This window comes from Sphingomonas sp. DBB INV C78 (assembly GCF_042693015.1).
In the GTDB taxonomy this organism is placed as follows: Bacteria; Pseudomonadota; Alphaproteobacteria; order Sphingomonadales; family Sphingomonadaceae; genus Sphingomonas_E.
Map to the genome: position 1 here is coordinate 1347934 of NZ_CP170544.1, position 18896 is coordinate 1366829.

Sequence of the window (18896 nt, forward strand, 5' to 3'; positions counted from 1 at the left end):
AGAAAGGAGGGTTGCGACGTCGCTCACCGGTCGCACTCCCCGAACACGATATCCATCGCGCCAAGGATGGCGGTGATGTCGGCGAGCATGTGGCCCTTCGCCATGAAGTCCATCGCCTGCAGATGGCTGAACGCGGTCGGCCGGATCTTGCAGCGATAGGGCTTGTTGGTGCCATCAGCGACCAGATAGACGCCGAACTCGCCCTTGGGGCTTTCGGTCGCGACGTAAACTTCGCCCGCGGGGACGTGGAAGCCCTCGGTATAGAGCTTGAAGTGATGGATCAGCGCTTCCATCGACTGCTTCATCTCAGCCCGCTTGGGCGGCACCACCTTGCGGTCGAGCGAAGCGATCGGGCCTTCCGGCATCTGCTGGAGGCACTGCTTCATGATCCGCGCCGACTGGCGGACCTCCTCCACGCGCACCATGAACCGGTCGTAGCAGTCGCCCTTCGTGCCCACCGGCACGTCGAATTCGACCTTGTCATAGGCGTCGTAAGGCTGGCTCTTGCGGATATCCCAGGGGATGCCCGAGCCGCGGATCATCGGGCCGGAAAAGCCCCACTTGATCGCGTCTTCCTTGGAAACGACGGCAATGTCGACGTTGCGCTGCTTGAAGATGCGGTTGTCCGCGACCAGGCTGATCGCATCTTCCAGCAGGGTCGGCAGCCGCGTGTCGAGCCAGTCGCCGATGTCGGTCAACAGCTTCAGCGGCACGTCCTGATGGACGCCACCGGGGCGGAACCAGGCCGCGTGCATGCGGGCGCCGGACGCGCGCTCGAAGAAGCCGAGGCAATCCTCGCGGATCTCGAACAGCCACAGGTTCGGCGTCATCGCGCCAACGTCCATGACGTGCGAACCGAGGTTCAGCATGTGGTTGCAGATGCGCGTCAGCTCCGCGAACAGCACACGCAGATATTGCGCGCGTTCCGGCACTTCGAGACCCAGCAGCTTCTCGATCGCGAGCACATAGCTGTGCTCCATGCCGAGCGGCGAGCAATAGTCCAGCCGGTCGAAATAGGGCAGCGCCTGCAGATAGGTCTTATATTCGATCAGCTTCTCGGTGCCGCGATGGAGCAGGCCGACATGCGGATCGGCGCGCTCGACGATTTCGCCGTCCATCTCCAGCACCAGGCGCAGCACGCCGTGCGCGGCCGGATGCTGCGGGCCGAAGTTGATCGTGTAGTTCTGGATCTCCAGGTCGCCGACCGTCTGGGCGGTGTCCGGGGTCAGATCATCATAGGTCGTGGCCATCACTTCTTGACCTCATCGGCCTTCAGCGGCGTCGGCGCGCCCTTGGCTTCGGGCTGCGCCTTCTCGTCGCCGGGCAGGATATATTCCGCACCTTCCCACGGGCTCATGAAGTCGAAGCTACGGAAGTCCTGCGCCAGCTTCACCGGCTCATAGACGACGCGCTTATGCTCTTCCGAATAACGCAGCTCGACGAAGCCGGTCAGCGGGAAATCCTTGCGCTGCGGATGACCGCGGAAGCCATAGTCGGTCAGGATGCGGCGCAGGTCCGAATTGCCGGCAAACAGCACGCCGTACATGTCGTAAACCTCACGCTCCAGCCAGCCGGCGACCGGCCAGATGCCCGTCACGCTCGGCACCGGCGTCACGTCGTCACAGGCGACATGCACGCGCAGGCGGTGGTTCTTGGTCAGGCTGAGCAGGCAATAGACCACCTCGAACCGCGGATTGCGGTCCGGCCAGTCGACCCCGGCGATCTCCATGAGCTGCTGATAGGCCAGCTCGTCGCGCAGGATGATCATCGCCTCGACCAGCGTTTCCGCACGGACGTGGAGCGCGATCTCGCCCACTTCCTCGCGCGCATGGACCAGGCGATCGCCGAGCGCGGCCTTCGCCGCATCGACCACGCCCGCGTTGGACGCATATTTCGGGAAGGACAGGCTCACCGTTCGATCGTCCCTTCGCGACGGATCTTCCGCTGCAACTGCATCACGCCATAGAGCAAGGCTTCAGCGGTCGGCGGGCAGCCGGGAACATAGATGTCGACCGGGATGATCCGGTCGCAGCCGCGCACCACCGAATAGCTGTAATGATAATAGCCGCCGCCGTTCGCGCAGCTGCCCATCGAGATGACATATTTCGGCTCGGACATCTGGTCATAGACCTTGCGCAGAGCCGGGGCCATCTTGTTGCAGAGCGTGCCCGCGACGATCATCACGTCCGACTGGCGCGGAGACGCGCGCGGCGCGGCGCCGAAACGCTCCATGTCATAGCGCGGCATGTTGACGTGGATCATCTCGACCGCGCAGCAGGCAAGGCCGAAGGTCATCCACCACAGCGAACCCGTACGCGCCCACTGGAACAGTTCCTCGGTCGAGGTGACGAGGAAACCCTTGTCATTCACCTGGCTCTGCAGATCGACGAAGAAGTCCTGATCGGGCTGCTTCACCACAGCGCCGCCGGTCTGGGCCGAAAGCTCTACTCCCATTCCAGCGCTCCCTTCTTCCACGCATAAATGAAGCCGATAGTCAGTTCGGCGAGGAAGATCATCATCGCCAGCCAGCCGGCAAAACCGATCGCGCCCAGCGAGACCGCCCACGGATACAGGAAGGCTGCTTCGAGGTCGAAGATGATGAACAGGATCGCGACGAGGTAGAAGCGCACGTCGAACTGGGCGCGGCTGTCCTCGAACGCGGGGAACCCGCACTCATATTCGGTGAGCTTGTCGGGATAGGGCTTGTCCGCTCCCGTGAATTTCGCTGCCACGATCGGCAGGAACACGAAGGCGGCGGAAAGCACGATCGCGACGCCCAGGAAGAGCAGGATCGGCAGATATCCGGCGGCAACCGACGCCATCATTCATCTCCGCTTGTGCGATTCCGTATCCGACGGAGCGACCGTCAGCGCGGAAATCGCGGCAAAAATCAAAACCGGCCGGAATCCGGCCTTTCGGCCCGGCTTCTAGGCACGCTGCACTCGCGAAGCAAGGCTCCGAAGCCCTGAGAATGATTCGCAATTCCGTCGCGGCAGCGTCGCGCTCAATTCGGCAGGCGCAGCGCCCGGATGGGAGTGGGCTTTGGCGGCGCATTGCCGATGGGGACGCCCTTCAATCCGAACCGCTCCCACTGGCCGTCGGCGACGAAAAGCAGGTTGTCGCCCGCGATCACGCCCAAGGTCGGTTCGGGCCAGTCGGGATTCGACCGCCCGAGAATCTCGATCGCACGAACGGTGAGCCCGTCCGATCCCAGCCGCAGCCTGATGATCCGCCGCGGATTGGTGCCGTTCTGGATGGCGATCAGATCGCTCTTGTGGCGCACCAGCCCATCCACGCCGTCCAGCATCGCCGGCTTGGCCGCGGCGAGCCTGCTCAGCGCCTTGCGCCGTAGATCATAGACGGCGATGCCATAGCCATAATCGGCGATGTAGAGCAGCTTGCCGTCCCTGGAGAAAGCCAGCCCCTGCGGGCTGCGGAAACGGCCCGGCGGCAGCAGATCCTGAACCTTGTCGCAACCCGGCGCGCAGACATGGATTGCGCCCGTCTCGCCATTGCTGACATAGACGGAGCCATCGGCCGCGACCGCCAGGTCGCCGGGAGATCCCGTGGCAATCGGCACGCGGCGAACCACCGTCAGCCGGTCGAGATCGACTGCGATCAGCCCGCGAAACGCCTTTTCCGGCTTCGCTACCTGCTCGGCCAGCCCCGATGTCAGCCATAGCAGACGCCGCGGCGCATCCACCGCCATGCCGAACAGCCCACCGACCGGCCCTTGCAACGGCACCGTCCGCCAGGTCTTGCCCTCGCGCACCAGCAGCCGCCCGTCGATCACCGTGCTCGCGAACAGGCGTTGGGTCTTGGCGTCCCACGCCACGCCTTCGACGATGCGATGCTCGGCCGGAATCTCGGCCTCCAGCACGCTCAAGGTCACCGCATCGACATTGTCGTCGAACTGCCGCGACAGGGCATCCCGTTGTTCGGGGTCAAGGAAGGGCGCGATGCGGGCGCGGCTTTCCGGCCTCAAGCCGCTACCCATCGCGGCCAGCGTGGCTGCGCCCTTGGCAACGGCCTGCTTGTCGCCCTTCTCGATCGCGTCGCCGATCGCGCCGCGCAGCACCATCGCGCTTTCGGGAAAATGCGCGGGGTCCGCCGCTTCGGCAGGCGAATCCGGCCAGGGAGCCCGTGAACCTGACGCCATGGCGCCAAGGCAAACGGCCCCCAATATCAGGAGCGCAGGCCCGATCAGCCTGCGCCGCATCTCAGCGTGGAGCCTTCAGCGCGCCGCCCACCAGCTTGTGCAGCTTGGAATGGAGCGTGTCGTTGGCGGCCAGGAATTCGCTGCGATCGATCGCGCGGTCACCGCCGCGGAAATCGGTGACGAAGCCGCCCGCCTCACGCACCATCAACATGCCGGCAGCGACATCCCACACGGCGAGATCGCTTTCCCAGAAGCCGTCGAAACGGCCGGCCGCCACCCAGGCGAGATCCAGCGACGCCGCGCCGAAGCGGCGGACACCGGCCACTTCCGGCGCCACCGCGGCAAAGATCGCGCTCCACTGCTTCATGTCGCCATGGCCGGCATAGGGAATGCCGGTGGCGATCAATGCGTCCAGCAGATCACGCCGCGCCGAAACGCGCAGCCGGCGATCCTGCAGCCAGGCGCCGCGCCCCTTTTCCGCCCAGAAGCTTTCGTCGGTCAGCGGCTGATAGACCAGGCCGTGTGTGATCTCGGTCTTGCCGCCCGCCCCGCGCGGATCCTCGACCGCGATCGAGATCGCGAAATGCGGAATGCCGTGGAGGAAGTTGGAGGTGCCATCGAGGGGATCGACGATCCAGCGCGGCTTGTCGGGATCGCCCTCGACCAGCCCGCGCTCCTCCATCACGAAGCCCCAGTCGGGCCGGGCCTTCTTCAGCTCCTCATACAGCGTCTGTTCGGCGCGCTGGTCGGCCATCGACACGAAGTCGGCCGGGCCCTTGCGGCTCACCTGAAGCTGCTGGACTTCGTTGAAGTCGCGACGCAGGCGCGGGCCGGCCTTGCGGGCGGCGCGTTCCATGACAGTGATCAGGCCGGAATGGGCAACCATTTCAATCTCCACCCGCCAGCTTGCCGGAAGGTTCCTGTGCAATAAACAAAGAAGTGGGCGATCGCTTCATGCGGACGCCCACTTCCGGATACCGAAGAAGGCAAATATCAGTCCGCGCGGCGAACATATTCCTGGCTGTAGACATCGACGACGATGCGCGTGCCGCTCGAAATATGCGGCGGCACCATCACGCGCACGCCATTGTCGAGCAGCGCCGGCTTGTAGCTGGAAGAAGCGGTCTGGCCCTTCACCACCGCGTCAGCCTCGACGATCGTCGCTTCAACCGTATCGGGAAGCTGCACGTTGATCGGCTCTTCCTCGTAAAGCTCCATCACCACGTCCATGCCGTCCTGCAGGAAGGCGGCGGCATCCCCCAGCTGATCGCGCGGCAGCGTGATCTGGTCATAGGTTTCCTTGTCCATGAAGGTCAGCGTATCGCCATCCGCGAACAGGAACTGGAAATCCTTGGTGTCGAGACGCACGCGCTCCACCGTTTCGGCCGAGCGGAAGCGGACATTGTTCTTGCGGCCGTCGCGCAGGTTCTTCATCTCGACCTGCATATAGGCGCCGCCCTTGCCGGGCTGGGTGTGCTGGATCTTGACCGCACGCCAGATGCCGCCTTCATATTCGATGATATTGCCGGGACGGATATCGACGCCGCTGATCTTCATGGGTCAGGTCTCGTGTTCAGGATTTGAAAGAGCAGGCGCGGCCTTTAGCCTCACGCGGCTTTTCCGGCAAGCGCCGCATAAAGGCGGCCGTTTGCGCATGAGAAAAAGGCGGCCGGGATTTCGCCCGGCCGCCATCGAGTTTCGGTCATGGATTCGCCCGATCGGGCGGCCCCATCAGTAAGCCTTGGCGAGATAGTCCGCCGCGGCCTGGCGCTTCGGCGTCTCGGCCATCGGCTGGCCGGCATATTCGCGCATGCCCCAGGCACCATACTGGCTGATCGGGCCGGTCGAGTTGAACAAGGTCATCGCGTCCGCGCCCTGGGTCCGCCACGCGGCCAGATACTTCTTGTAAAGACCATACATCCGCGGATCGCGATTGATGGCGGTGACGAGCGCGACATTGCCCGAATGCACGACATGCTGACCACCTTCATAGGTGATGTAACGCTTGCCATACCGGGTCGCGACCGCCTTGTTCTCGATCGCCTTGGCGATCGTCGCGTCGACGTCCGCGTTCAGATAGGCGAAGATGTTGTTGAGGTCGGTGATCGTCGCCCGCGTGCCGCCGAAGGTGCCGCCACCGAAATAGGGTGCCGTCGCCAGCGCGTCGACATATTGGGCGGTGTCGCCATATTTCAGGATCTGTTCGGCCACCCACGGATTGGCGTTCTGGCTCGAAACCACGCGAACCAGCCGCGACCGGTCCGCCTTGAACACGTCAGTCCAAATCTTCTGCATCCACGACGTCTTCTGCGAGTAACGGTACATCGCGGCGTCGCCGGGCGACGTCGACAGGCCCATGGCGAGACCTTCGTCGCGCGCCTGCAGCGTTACCTTGAAGCCCCAGTTCCACACCTCGTTCGACATCTCGACATAGACCTTGCGGCCCGGCTCGAGATTGTCGCGGACATAGGTGGCGAAGCGGCGGATATAGTCCTCGTCCGCATTCCACGGCATGGAGAACCAGGCATCGGTATCGGTCTGGTTGGCGAGTGCCACCATATATTCGACCGAGACACCCAGCGTGCCGGCCTGGTTCAGCGTCTGCGGCGTCACGCGCGTCGCCCAGGTCACGGGCGCATTGGCGTTGGTGTTCTGCCAATCCATGAAGCGCAGGATCTTGTAGCCCTGCAACTGCTGCAGATACTGCGCCGAGAACAGGGCCGTTGCCGACGCATCCTTCTCGCGACAATCGATCTGGCGAATCGGATCAGCCTTGTCCGTCTGGGTGATCGACACCCAAACCGTCTTGGCCTTGCCGGCGCCCGACGGCGCCCAATCGAATTCGAAGGCGTTGGTGGAGCGCGCGATGCCGCTCACCGAGCCGCCTGGCGTCAGCGTGCCCTTGCCGGTCCAGGTGCAGCGGATGCGCGTCGCGCTGGCCCCCATCGCACCTTCCGGCGGCACAAGCATCAGATGGGCATATTCGCCGGTCAGCAGCGAAATGACGTTGCCATTGGCATCGAGTTGCGCGGGATTGAAGGTCTGCCAGCCGGAGATACCCGGACGCTGGCTGCCAAAGCTGGCCCCCTGCGCCAGGTTCATCAGCGCGCGGTCCTGCATGTAATAGTTCGGCGACGACAGGTTGACGCCCAGCGCGGAAGGATCGGGCCGTGCGGGCTCGGTCGGCGTCGGCGGGGTCGGCTGGGTGCTGCCATTGTTCCCGGTCGGAACCTTCGTGACAGGCGAGCTTGTCGGCTTAAGTGACGGCAGAGAAATCGATGCCGTCAGGCCGGACAAAGTCAAAGTAGCAGCGGAGGCAATGCCAATAACGGCAAATGCTGATATAGAACCGATAGTTACACGGCCCGCCTTTTTAGCGGATTGGGATGCGACTCGTGCCATTTTTATTGATCACCTCTATCCGGGCGGCGCCCCCACTCGCCAGGAAGCCTGTGAATGCCGGCCCAGGTCATAACGAGTGGTTAAAGTTTGGCTGTTCACCTTGCCTTAAGGACGATTGTCGGTGAGCCGGTATTATGGAGAGACGGATCGCGGAACTTTCCCGCCTGAAGACGGGCGCAAGTAATGCGGCCGATTACCTGTAGAATATCGCAAGTTGCCGCCGGACCGGCGAATCGCCAGCGGGGCCGCGCCGGTCCTGCCGCCCCTTGGAGCATCCGGGCTTTTCGTTAAAAGCGTCGCAGTCCTTCTATCGGAGCCTTATCCGCATGATCCGCACGGTCGCGCTCGCTGCATGGCTTGCCACGCTTTCCCTGCAGCCACTCCCCGCTTTTGCAACAGTGCCGGCGCCGCCGCGGAGCGCCGAGGCCGACGCCCGGCTCCGCGCTATATATACGGTCGAATGGGACTGGCGGATGGACCAGTTCGCCATGCTGAAAGACGAAAGCGGCTGGAACGCCACGGACGATCACCTTCCCCGGGTCGATCCGGCCACCCAGGCCGCGCGCCTGGTTTACTGGACGAACGTCCTGAAGCAGCTCGACGGCCTCTCACCATCCTTGCTCTCTGCCGAGGAACGCACCAACTACGCCGTCTTCCGCACCAGTGTGGAGGCGCTGGCCAACGACGTCCGCTTCAAGGGCTATGAAATGCCCTTCAACAGCGATTCGAGCTTCTGGGCGCATCTCGCCCCCAGCCGCGGCTTCCGTACCGCAGACGAATATCGCCGCTACATCGCCCGCATGCGCGATGTGCCGCGTTACTTCGCCGAGCATGAAGCCAATATGCGCGCCGGCCTGAAGCGCGGCTTCAGCGTTCCGCGCGCGACGCTCGCCGGCCGCGACGCCTCGATCGCTTCCTTCATCGGCGCCGATCCCATGAAGAACCCCTTCATGGTCCCCTTCGCGCAGATACCCGACACCATTCCGGCCGCGACGCGCGAGGAGCTGCGCCAACAGGGCGAGGCAGCGCTCAACGAAGCGGTGGTCCCAGCCTACACCAAGCTGCTCGCCTTCATGCGCGACGACTATATGCCCAAGGCGCGGGCCACGTTAGCGGCCGAGGCGATGCCCGACGGCAAGGCCTATTATGCTGCGCAAATCCGCGAATATACGACGCTCGATCTCACCGCCGCGCAGATCCACGCGATCGGCCTGTCCGAAGTCGCGCGTATCGACGCTGAAATGCGCAAGGTGATGGCGAAAACCGGCTTCAAGAGCAGCTTCCCCGAATTTCTGAAATTCCTGCGCACCGATCCCCAATTCACTGCCAAGACCCCGCGCGAGCTGGTCAGCTATTCGACCTATGTCGCCAAGAAGATGGACGGCAAGCTCAAGGACGCCTTCGGCCTCTTGCCCCGTTACCGTTTCACCATCCTGCCGGTGCCCGATGCGATCGCCCCCTTCTGGACGGCAGGCCGCGGCGGGCTCGAGGCGTGCTGGATGAACACCTATGATCTGCCGTCGCGGCCGCTCTACAACATCCCCGCCCTCACCCTCCACGAATGCGCGCCGGGCCACAGCTTCCAGGCCGCCCTCGCGCTCGAAGCGCCCGAGCGCCCCGATTTCCGGCGGGAGACCTATTTCTCGGGCTATGGCGAAGGCTGGGGCCTCTATACCGAATGGCTCGGCGGCAAGCTCGGCATCTACGAAACGCCCTATGAGGAGTTCGGCCAGCTTTCCTACGAGATGTGGCGCGCCGCGCGCCTAGTGATCGATACCGGCGTCCATTCCAAGGGCTGGAGCCGCGATCAGGCGATCGCCTATCTGCGCGACCACACCGCGCTTTCCGAACATGAGGTGGAGACCGAAGTCGACCGCTACATCAGCTGGCCGGGCCAGGCGCTCGCCTACAAGCTCGGCGAAATGACGATCCGGCGCCTGCGCAAGGAAGCCGAGGACAAGCTCGGCGAGAAGTTCGACCAGCGTCCCTTCCACGACGCGATCCTCGCGCTTGGCGGCGTGCCGCTGCCGGTGCTCGAGCAGCGCATCCACGAATTCATTGCGGCAGGCGGAAAGTAAGGGCTCACCCCCTCCCAATTGTCACGCCATTGTAACCGCATCGCCATAAGCGGTAGCGATGCGCTCGCCTGCCCTCCCCGCCATCGCCGGTCGTCGCCCGAATGGGTCGGCGCGCGAATGGATCATCGCGGCGGCAGGCGGCATCGTTTTGTCCGCGGGCTTGGTGGCGCTGCTGCGCCCCGCCGCGCCCGACGAATCCGCCGCGCTCACCGAGGCTCCCGCACCGGACAGCGCGATCATGGCGCCCCCGGCCCCACCGCCCCCGCCGACACCCGTCGCCCCACAAGCCCAGCCAGCCGGCGACATTTCCGGCCTCGTCCTGCGCGGGGTGATGGGCGCCGCCGATATTGGCGCGGTGATCGTCGAGTTTCCCGGCGGCCGTCAGGGCAGCTTTGCCGTCGGCCGCGATGTGCTTCCCGGCGTGAAGCTCACCGCCATCGAGCCGCAATCCGCTGTTTTCTCTGCGAACGGCTCCGAAGTCCGCATCGCCTTTCCCGGCGCCGAGATCGCCAGCCTCGCGCGGCCGACACCCGCGAAGCGCACGGCCGCGAGCAGCACCGACCAGACGATCGCCTTCCGCACCGGCCTCACCGCCCGCAAGCGCGACGATGGTCGCATCACCGGCTTCGCCATCCGTCCCGGCGTGGATATGCCCGCCTTCGCCAAGGCGGGCTTGAAGCCCGGCGACGTCGTCACCGGCATTAACGGCCGCGCTTTCGCCAGCGAGGATGAGGTCAACAAGCTCGCCGGAGAAATCGCGATCTCGTCGACCGTCGTCTTCGAATATGAACGCAACGGCAAGCGTGCCGAGGCACGCATGGACTCTTCCAACATGTAATTACGTATTACAATTTGATTACATTCAAATTTCAAACATGTTTCGATTTTATGTCTGTAAAATATCAGTTATATGACAGTATAAAATCATCAAATATCCTAAAACGTCTGTAATATTACTATCATTTTATGCCTCTAGGGCGACCTCGCAACGGCACTGACGAGTCAGGTTTTTTAGGACTCGGGGACGCCGGCGACCTGGCCATTACAAAGGGGCACCCATGACCTATCTCCGGAATATCCTCCTTCTCGGGAGCGCGCTCTCGCTCGTCGCGTGCGGCGCGGACGATGTCGCCTCGCCGGGTGACGGCGTGATCATCACGCCGACCCCGACGCCCACGCCGACCCCGACGCCCACCCCGACTCCGACGCCGACCCCGACGCCCACCCCGGCGGATTGCCCCACCGGCACCACCAATGTCGGCATCGTCAACAATCTGCGCAATTGCGCGCTTCAGGGCCGCATCTCGTCCAACCTGATCCTGCGCAAGACCGCGGGCATCGTCTACTCGCTCTCCGGCCGCGTCGATGTCGGCACCGATGTCGGTGGCGATGGCGCGAAGGCCGGCGGCCAAGCCGCCATCCTGACGATCGAGCCGGGCGTCACCGTCTTCGGTTCTTCGGGCAATGACTATCTGGTCGTGAACCGCGGTTCGCAGCTCTTCGCCGAAGGTTCGGCGACCGATCCGATCATCTTCACCGCCCGCTCGAACATCGAAGGCACCGCCACCGACAGCAGCCAGGGCCTGTGGGGCGGCGTCATCCTGCTCGGCCGCGCGCCGATCAGCGATTGCAGCGCGGCGGTTCCGGGCGGCTCGGTCGGCTGCGAAAACGTCGTCGAGGGCACGTCCAACGGCCTCTATGGCGGCGCCACGGCCACCGACAACAGCGGCGTCGTCCGCTACGTCCAGATCCGTTATTCGGGCTTCGCGATCGCACCGGGCAACGAGCTTCAGGGCCTTACCCTCGGCGGCGTCGGCTCGGGCACCACGCTCGATCACATCCAGGTTCACAACAGCTCGGACGACGGCATCGAAATCTTCGGCGGCCGTCCGAACCTGAAATATCTGGTCATCACCGGCGCGGACGATGACGGCCTCGACACCGATCTCGGTTACAAGGGCTTCATCCAGTTCGTGATCGGCGTGCAGCGCGACGCCAACAACGGCGATTCGATGATCGAAGCCGACTCGAACGGCAATGAAGATGCGCAGCCGCGTCAGAACACGCGTCTCGCCAACTTCACCTTCGTCCAGCGTTCGACCGTCCAGGGCCTGAACACCATGCTGCTGCGCGGCGGCACGGACTATACGATGGTCAACGGCGTCGTCACCGGCGGCAACAACTGCCTCGATATCGACGCGACGGCGGGCACGACGATCCAGCCGGCCGACGCTGCCAAGGATGAAGCCGGCCCGCCGGTCTTCCGCTCGGTCGTGATGGCTTGCGGTGCGCCGTTCCGTGACGACGGCAACGTCGCCCTGACGGATATCACCACGATCTTCGGCAGCGGCACCAACAACAACAACTCGGCCTATACGCCGACGCTGACGAGCGTGTTCATCAACGGCGCCAACGAAGCCGCAGTCACCGCGTTCAACGCCTCGACGCTGGGCACCTTCATGGTCAACACCAGCTATATCGGCGCCGTCCGCGACGCGACCGACACCTGGTATGCCGGCTGGACCTGCAACGCGGGCTACGTCTCGTTCGGCAGCACCAGCCGCTCCTGCACCGCGCTCTAAGGCCGGCGCACCTTCTGACAAAGGGGGCGGCGCCGCACGGTTGCCGCCCCCGACTGATTATCGGGAATTCCGGGGGATATATGAAAAAGCCGCTCACCATCGGGAGCATGCTCCTGCTCACCACGGCGCTGGTCACGCCGGCCGCGCTTGCGCAGACGACCCCGGAAGCTCCGGCCACCACCAATGCTCCTGCACCGGCCGATGACGGCGGCGATCAGGAGAAGGTCGACGTCTCCATCCCCGGCGGCGGCAGCGGCCCCGACATCGTCGTCACCGGCCGCTATATCCCCGAACCGATCCGCGCCACGCCGGAAGTCGTCGCCGTGCTGTCGACGGCGGAAATCGCCCGCACCGGCGAAGGCGACATCGCCGGCGCGCTCCAGCGCGTGACGGGCCTTTCCGTGGTCGGCAATGGCTTCGTCTATGTGCGCGGCCTTGGCGATCGCTATTCGGCCGCGCTCCTCAACGGCTCCCCGTTGCCTTCGCCGGAACCGCTGAAGCGCGTCGTCCCGCTCGACATCTTCCCGACCAACGCCTTGGCCTCGGCGCTCGTGCAGAAGAGCTATTCCGCCAATTATCCCGGCGAATTCGGCGGCGGCGTGATCAACCTCACCACCAAGGCGGTGCCGACCAAGCCCTTCTTCGAAATGGGCGTCAGCATCAGCGGTGATACCGAAACGACCGGCCAGCTCGGCTACACCTATTATGGCTCCGATACGGACTGGACCGGCTTCGACGATGGCACCCGCGACGTGCCCGCCGGCATCAAGAGCGCGATCAAGAACAACAAGCCGCTCAATGGCGGCAACTACACCGCGGCCGAGCTCCAGAACATCACGGCAAGCCTCAGCAACGCCTCGACCACTTTGCTCCAGCGCAACCACAATATCCCCGCCAATTTCGGCGTCGATCTGTCGGGCGGCAAGGCGTGGGACGTGGGTGACGGCCAGCTCGGCCTGATCGCGGCGGCCTCCTACAACAATAGCTGGCGCACGCGCGACGTGCTGCAGCAGAGCTCGCTCGACCCCGATCTCGCCGGCATCCCGCAGTCCGATTTCCAGACGGTCATCACCGAAAACCGAATCCTGCTGAACGGTCTGCTCGGTTTGGGCTATGAATTCGGCGACGGCCAGGCGATCCGCTGGACCAACCTCTATATCCGCGACACCTTGAAGCAGGGACGCCTCTCGGCCGGCTTCGATCGCAATGTCTCCGATCCGGTCGCGGGCGAGCCTGCCTCGCTGATCCAGCAGAACACCTACTGGTTCGAACGGCAGCTCATCGACACCCAGCTTGTCGGCGAGTTCAAGTTCGGCAATTTCGGCCTGGACGTCCGCGGCACCTATGCCAACTCGAAGCGCAAGTCGCCTTATGAGCGCAGCTTCAACTACGCCTACAGCGCGGTTGCCGGCGATTATGTGAACAACCTCACCTCGGGCGGCCAGTCCGCCGACATCGCCTTCAGCGACCTCAACGAGGACGTCTATGCCGGCGCGGCCGATCTCACCTACACGCTGCCGACGGCGATGAAGGCAAGCGTCACGGCGGGTTACGCCTACACCAAGACGGATCGCACCTCGTCGCGCTACCAGTATCAATATTTCCGGCCGGATGGCGCGCTGCCGCTCGTGGTGGCGCAGGAACGGCCCGATTATCTGGTGTCCGATTACAATATCTACACCTACAACATCCAGCTCCGCGACGTTTCCTCGTCGGAGGGCGCTGCGGCCTATGATGCCACGCTGGAAATCAACGCCGGCTACATCCAGGGCGAGGCGGATTTCGGCGGCGGCTTCTCGGCCACCGCGGGCGTCCGTTATGAAGACGCCAAGGAAACCGTGCTGCCGATCGGCCCTGGCCTCGTTCAGACCAACCTCAAAAATGATTATTTCCTGCCCGGCGGCACGCTGACCTGGAACTTCGCGGAGGACATGCAGCTTCGTCTGGCCGCGTCGAAGACGATCGCGCGTCCGCAGTTCCGCGAACTGGCCGAGCAAATCTACCAGGATTATGAATCCGATCGCCAGTTCACCGGCAACCCGTTGCTGGTCGACAGCGAGCTGATCAACGCGGAAGCCCGCTACGAATATTATTTCGGCCGTGGGGAGCGCGTGACGGTCGCCGGCTTCTGGAAGCAGATCGACAATCCGATCGAGACGGTGGCCTTCTTCGCCGGCGGCGGCGCGCTGCGCACCGGCTTCGCCAACGCACCGAAGGCTGAACTCTATGGTGCCGAATTCGACATCCAGAAATATTTCCCGCTCGACGGTATCTTCGGCGAGGGCGAATTCTGGGTCAGCCGCCGCCTGCTGATCGCCGGCAACTACACCTACACCAAGTCGAAGCTGAAGGTCGGCGACGAGACGGTGTTCGGTCCGCAGCAGAACCCGCTCCCCGCGAACGTGCTGTTCGAGGATGGCGCGCCGCTGACCGGCCAGTCCGATCATATCGCCAACCTGCAGATCGGCTTCGAGGATACCGACGGCCTGTCGCAGCAGACCATCATGCTGACCTATGCCAGCAAGCGCGTCACCAACCGCGGTCCGATCCAGGGCGAATTGCGCCAGCCGGATATCGTCGAAAAGCCCGGCTTCCGCCTCGATTTCGTCGCCCGTCAGGAGGTCGATTTCCTCGGCTCCAACTTCGAGATCAAGTTCGAGGCCCGCAACCTGACCGGCACCAAATATCAGGAATATCAGCAGTCGGGCGACAACAAGATCTACCTCAACCGCTATGATGTGGGCCGGGCCTTCTCGCTCGGCGCAACGATCAAGCTCTGATTGGCGCCGCCTCCCCTGCCGACTGTCACTGTAACGTCATCATCGCCTATCAGGGGAAGGCGATGATGACGGAGCTTTTCTGAATGCGGAAATTGAAGCGTCAGGCGGCGCGTAGTGCTGCCAAGCGTCCCGGCCAGCTCGTCGGCACTGCGCCGACGCCGCGGATCAACGATGAATGGCAGCGCTGGATCGCCGAAAACCTGCTGCTCGGCTCCGCGGTGGAGCCGATCGCGACGCGCCTCGCCGAACTGGGCGCCCCGGCCGAGGTGATCGCGGCCGAACTCAGCGCCGCATCGACCAGTCCATACTATCAGGCCGGCAACACCGTCGCCGCGCGGCTAGCCAAGCGCGATTGGGTGCTCGATTCCATGGCCCGCCTCGCCGCCATGGCGCTGCCGCGCGAAGTGCCGGTGATCGACCGGCCCGAGCCGGATGCCTTCCTGCGCGATCATTATGCCGCCAGCCGCCCAGTCGTGATCCGTGGGCTGATCGATCATTGGCCCGCGCGCAATTGGACGCTCGATCGCTTTGAGACGCTCCGCGATATCGAGATCGAGGTGCAGACCGGCCGCGAGAACGACCCCGACTATGAGATCCGGTCGGACAAGCACAAGACGCGGATGCCGCTCGCCCGCCTGCTCGATCGGCTGCGCTCGGGCGAGCCCAGCAACGATTATTACGTCACCGCCAATAATGGCGGCCACAATCGCCTGATACTTTCACCTTTGTGGGACGAAATCGGTGACATGCCCGGCTTCCTTGATCCCGCGACGATCCGCGACGGCTTCTTCTGGATGGGGCCGAAGGGCACGATCACGCCCTTCCACCACGATCTCACCAACAATTTCCTCGTCCAGATCGCCGGCACCAAGCGCGTGACCCTGGTGCCGATCTGGGAAACGCAGCGCATGTTCAACCATCTCCACTGCTACAGCCAGTGGCCCGGCCCTGATGCCTTCGCGACGCTGCCCGACGCGCAGCGACCGACCACCGTCACCTGCGACATCCATCCCGGCGACACACTCTTCATTCCGGTAGGCTGGTGGCATCATGTCGAAGGGCTGGACACGACGATCGGCATGTCCTTCACCAACTTCGTGTGGGACAATGATTTTCACACCAGCTACCAAAGCTATGGCGCGATGTGACGGGCGCGTTGCGGCGCGATCATCTTCCACATTATCCATTTTGACACGAGCGGCGATCGACGATTTCGTCATCAACCTCCGCCGCTCATTCGAAATTCTTCATAAATATAGCGTCGATACGACCAATATATCCGCAATATCTCTCTGACGCATTCGTCGCGTCAAACGTCACGATGGTCGACGGAAACTACTGAAGAATTGCATTTCCTTCATAGTTCAACCCGCGACTCATGCAGGGGCAACTCCCGAAATCACGTCGCAAGGGCCGCATCGTGCGTGAAGTATCGTGGGTGTGCGCGTGCCATGAAATCTGTCGAGACTGGCGATAGAGCTGCCCTGCCCTGCTTCCGCGCGCCTTCAACCCCAAGGCGAGGAGGCCTGAACCATGGCCAGCAAGAGTGGGATCACCGTCCGTTTCGTCGGGCTTGGTGACAATGAGCCTGCGCCCGCAGCGGCGCTTTACCTGATCGATGATGGCGGACTGCCTACCAAGAAGGTCGCTACGATCGACAATGGCCTGCTGGGCGTCGATCCCGGCCGTCTGAAGGGCTCGCGGATCGCGATCGGCCCCGATGTCGAAAATCCCGCGGGCATCGATCCCGCGACACTGATCCATTATCGCGCCGATCAGGTGGCGCAGGACTGGCTGGAACGGGGCCTCTTCATCCCCGAAGATCGCTGGTCGGTGCTGTTGCGCGACATCATCTGCGTCAGCGGCCGCGTCCGCAAATGCCGGCCGTGGTGGTATGATCTCGCCGTTACCACCGTCGCCACCGCCAAGCTCGGCGTCCAGCGCCGCCAAGCGCTCCAGCGCGTCGGCGATCTCTCGGCGCAGAGCATCATCCTACCCTTCCGCTGCCTGCCGCTCTGCGATGGCAAGGTGGAGGTCTATGAACGGCACTGCTGCTGCCATCATATCGTCTATGATGATCTGCTCGATCGCCTGCGCGACGTGCTGGAACGCATTCCCGTGCCGATCGACGGGCCGAACCCGCCCGATCCCGATCCCGGACCGTTGCGGGGCCTCGCCACCCGCGCACCGCTGCGCGCCGCGCTCCACTCGGCGGCGCTGCGTCGCGGTTCGCTCCGCACGGCATTCCCCCCTCCGAACAAGCTTCCGCTCGAAGAGACCACCGTCTCGGAACGCGTCTATCATGATTATCAGGCGCTGCTCCGCCTGCATCCGAGCGAGGTGGAATCCTTCGTCCTCGACCGCCCCTATCTCAGCGCTTTCATCTGCCACTGTAATGTGCGCAAGGTTGGCGAGGTGTTCATCCAGCCCGGCGGCGAATTCGATTTCTGCTACTGGCGCCCGCGCCGGCTGGAGCCCTTCTATCACCATTGCTTCACCACCTTCGCCTATCGCGTGAAGCAACAGATCAACGGTATCTGGACCACCGTCTATGACGGCGTCGCCGGCCATGATTATTTCGCGGAGGGCGAGGAAGCCGATCTCCACACCTCGCATCCCGCGGCGCGGCCCTGCGGCGACGGACCGGAACCGCCCGATCCGGGCGAGGGCATTCCTTTCGTCATGCTAGAACATGTCACCGGCGCCGGCACCCACCATTTCAACTTCCCGGTGCAGACCGGCTTGTCGAATGTCGCCTCGCTCGTCGCGGACTCCGGCCTCTATGACTTTGCCGGTGTCCCCGATGCCCCATGGGGCGGCGGCCTCGGTCTCCGTCTGTGGTTCTCGCCGTCGCTGGACGGGACCGTCGTCTATTACCGGCTCAAGGTCGTCGCGGTCGATGCGGCGGGCGATCCGGTGGGCACGCCAACCGTGCTCGACGCGCCCGTCGCCTGGTCCCGCTACGTCTTCATCGGCGGCGATGTGAAGACTACCTCCACCGGCCTTGCCGCCAATCCGGCGGATGTCGGCGGCGAAGCGGGCCTGTTCACCGTTCCCTATTGGAGCAACGGCATGAACTGGCTGTCGGGCCAATTCCACCAGAGCTGGAACACCACGGACTTCGCTGATGGCCGCTACATGCTCATCATCGAGCTGTTCGGCCCCGGCGGCGCGCGGATCAAGCCCAACGGATCGCCCGCGGGGGATCCGGGAGCGGCCGCCGCGTTCCAGTTCCGCCGCTGGGAAGCGCCGGATGACACCGCCAACGTGCCCTTTGCGGACTGTGCGCACATCTTCAACGTCAACAACACGCCGGTGGTTGGCGACATTTTCGATCTGCGCAAGAACCACGCCCCCAGCACGGACGAATGCCAGTTCATGTCCGGGCCGGGCACCACGCTCTTCTCGGTCGGCTTCCGGGCCTATCATGAAGATGGCGTGACGACCGGCGGCGGTCCCACCGACACCAACTCCTTCATGCGCGGCTATACGCTGACATGGCAGCGCGGGTTGAACGGGCCGTCGGGCATATTGGAAACCGGCACGGCGGATCAGGGCGAACTGGCGGTCGAAGAATCCAACACGATGGATTTCGCGACCCTGCTCGGGCCGTTCCCGCCCAGCAACAACGCCCACCGGCGCTGCACCTTCTCGGTGCATCTCCACGTCGATGCAAAGCACCATAATGGCGGATCGTTCATCGACGCCTATGACTATCACGAGACGGCATCCTTCGCGCTCGAGATAGTGTGAGGGATCAGGCAGGCCCTCGTCCGACGACGGGGGCCTGTCGATTTCCGCGCGCCTGCGCGCTAATTGAACCTGCCGTCGCAACGGCGGATGATATTCACCTTATCTGCTGAATTGCTGCTGTCAGGCAGCTTCAGGTCGGACC

At 63.8% G+C, this 18896-nt stretch carries 14 protein-coding genes; 6 read left to right on the forward strand and 8 right to left on the reverse strand.

Going from position 1 to position 18896, the window contains the following annotated elements; translation table 11 throughout:
• Window positions 1–23 precede the first annotated feature (23 nt).
• The 8 genes from ACFB49_RS06450 to ACFB49_RS06485 all read right to left on the reverse strand — a co-directional run bounded on the left by ACFB49_RS06450 (window position 24) and on the right by ACFB49_RS06485 (window position 7462).
• A complete protein-coding gene (locus ACFB49_RS06450; protein ID WP_380877443.1) occupies window positions 24–1250 on the reverse strand; it encodes an NADH-quinone oxidoreductase subunit D in 1227 nt (408 codons plus the stop codon).
• On the reverse strand, window positions 1250–1912 hold the full coding sequence (locus ACFB49_RS06455; RefSeq protein WP_380877446.1) for an NADH-quinone oxidoreductase subunit C: 663 nt from the start codon (window positions 1910–1912) through the stop codon (window positions 1250–1252). Before ACFB49_RS06455 ends, ACFB49_RS06450 begins: the two co-directional genes overlap by 1 nt.
• The gene (locus ACFB49_RS06460) at window positions 1909–2454 is read right to left on the reverse strand and encodes a NuoB/complex I 20 kDa subunit family protein (RefSeq protein ID WP_380877448.1); all 546 of its coding nucleotides are present in this window, start codon (window positions 2452–2454) and stop codon (window positions 1909–1911) included. Before ACFB49_RS06460 ends, ACFB49_RS06455 begins: the two co-directional genes overlap by 4 nt.
• Window positions 2445–2822 (reverse strand): NADH-quinone oxidoreductase subunit A, encoded by a 378-nt coding sequence (gene ndhC / locus ACFB49_RS06465; RefSeq protein ID WP_380877450.1) that lies wholly within the window; start codon window positions 2820–2822, stop codon window positions 2445–2447. The genes ACFB49_RS06460 and ndhC overlap by 10 nt, the downstream gene beginning before the upstream one ends.
• 182 nt (window positions 2823–3004) lie before the next feature.
• Window positions 3005–4159, reverse strand: a complete 1155-nt coding sequence (locus tag ACFB49_RS06470) for an SMP-30/gluconolactonase/LRE family protein (RefSeq protein WP_380877452.1) — start codon at window positions 4157–4159, stop codon at window positions 3005–3007.
• 61 nt (window positions 4160–4220) lie between these two features.
• A complete protein-coding gene (locus ACFB49_RS06475; protein ID WP_380877454.1) occupies window positions 4221–5045 on the reverse strand; it encodes an inositol monophosphatase family protein in 825 nt (274 codons plus the stop codon).
• 107 nt (window positions 5046–5152) lie between these two features.
• Window positions 5153–5716 carry an elongation factor P gene (efp, locus tag ACFB49_RS06480; protein WP_380877457.1) on the reverse strand — a complete coding sequence of 188 codons (564 nt, stop codon included), beginning with the start codon at window positions 5714–5716 and terminating at the stop codon, window positions 5153–5155.
• A gap of 174 nt (window positions 5717–5890) precedes the next feature.
• Window positions 5891–7462: a hypothetical protein gene (locus ACFB49_RS06485; protein ID WP_380877459.1), complete on the reverse strand. Its 1572-nt coding sequence runs from the start codon at window positions 7460–7462 to the stop codon at window positions 5891–5893.
• A gap of 425 nt (window positions 7463–7887) precedes the next feature.
• Between ACFB49_RS06485 and ACFB49_RS06490 the strand changes: the two genes are divergently transcribed.
• From ACFB49_RS06490 to ACFB49_RS06515, 6 genes are all read left to right on the forward strand, one after another.
• Window positions 7888–9639 carry a DUF885 domain-containing protein gene (locus tag ACFB49_RS06490; protein WP_380877461.1) on the forward strand — a complete coding sequence of 584 codons (1752 nt, stop codon included), beginning with the start codon at window positions 7888–7890 and terminating at the stop codon, window positions 9637–9639.
• A 58-nt stretch (window positions 9640–9697) separates the two neighbouring features.
• Entirely contained in the window at window positions 9698–10477 is a 780-nt protein-coding gene (locus tag ACFB49_RS06495) for a PDZ domain-containing protein (protein WP_380877463.1), read from the forward strand.
• Window positions 10478–10697: 220 nt separating this feature from the next.
• On the forward strand, window positions 10698–12221 hold the full coding sequence (locus tag ACFB49_RS06500; protein WP_380877465.1) for a hypothetical protein: 1524 nt from the start codon (window positions 10698–10700) through the stop codon (window positions 12219–12221).
• Window positions 12222–12301: 80 nt separating this feature from the next.
• A complete protein-coding gene (locus tag ACFB49_RS06505; RefSeq protein WP_380877468.1) occupies window positions 12302–15001 on the forward strand; it encodes a TonB-dependent receptor domain-containing protein in 2700 nt (899 codons plus the stop codon).
• Between the two features lie 83 nt (window positions 15002–15084).
• Window positions 15085–16149: a cupin-like domain-containing protein gene (locus tag ACFB49_RS06510; protein WP_380877470.1), complete on the forward strand. Its 1065-nt coding sequence runs from the start codon at window positions 15085–15087 to the stop codon at window positions 16147–16149.
• A 385-nt stretch (window positions 16150–16534) separates the two neighbouring features.
• On the forward strand, window positions 16535–18754 hold the full coding sequence (locus ACFB49_RS06515; RefSeq protein WP_380877472.1) for a hypothetical protein: 2220 nt from the start codon (window positions 16535–16537) through the stop codon (window positions 18752–18754).
• Window positions 18755–18896: the final 142 nt, after the last annotated feature.

Excerpts from the sequence above, each read along its gene's own strand:
- ACFB49_RS06450 (WP_380877443.1), bottom strand. The coding sequence starts at position 1,250 with ATGGCCACGACCTATGATGATCTGACCCCGGACACCGCCCAGACGGTC.
- ACFB49_RS06460 (WP_380877448.1), bottom strand. The coding sequence starts at position 2,454 with ATGGGAGTAGAGCTTTCGGCCCAGACCGGCGGCGCTGTGGTGAAGCAG.
- ndhC (WP_380877450.1), bottom strand. The coding sequence starts at position 2,822 with ATGGCGTCGGTTGCCGCCGGATATCTGCCGATCCTGCTCTTCCTGGGC.
- ACFB49_RS06470 (WP_380877452.1), bottom strand. The coding sequence starts at position 4,159 with ATGGCGTCAGGTTCACGGGCTCCCTGGCCGGATTCGCCTGCCGAAGCG.
- ACFB49_RS06475 (WP_380877454.1), bottom strand. The coding sequence starts at position 5,045 with ATGGTTGCCCATTCCGGCCTGATCACTGTCATGGAACGCGCCGCCCGC.
- efp (WP_380877457.1), bottom strand. The coding sequence starts at position 5,716 with ATGAAGATCAGCGGCGTCGATATCCGTCCCGGCAATATCATCGAATAT.
- ACFB49_RS06490 (WP_380877461.1), top strand. The coding sequence starts at position 7,888 with ATGATCCGCACGGTCGCGCTCGCTGCATGGCTTGCCACGCTTTCCCTG.
- ACFB49_RS06495 (WP_380877463.1), top strand. The coding sequence starts at position 9,698 with ATGCGCTCGCCTGCCCTCCCCGCCATCGCCGGTCGTCGCCCGAATGGG.
- ACFB49_RS06500 (WP_380877465.1), top strand. The coding sequence starts at position 10,698 with ATGACCTATCTCCGGAATATCCTCCTTCTCGGGAGCGCGCTCTCGCTC.
- ACFB49_RS06505 (WP_380877468.1), top strand. The coding sequence starts at position 12,302 with ATGAAAAAGCCGCTCACCATCGGGAGCATGCTCCTGCTCACCACGGCG.
- ACFB49_RS06510 (WP_380877470.1), top strand. The coding sequence starts at position 15,085 with ATGCGGAAATTGAAGCGTCAGGCGGCGCGTAGTGCTGCCAAGCGTCCC.
- ACFB49_RS06515 (WP_380877472.1), top strand. The coding sequence starts at position 16,535 with ATGGCCAGCAAGAGTGGGATCACCGTCCGTTTCGTCGGGCTTGGTGAC.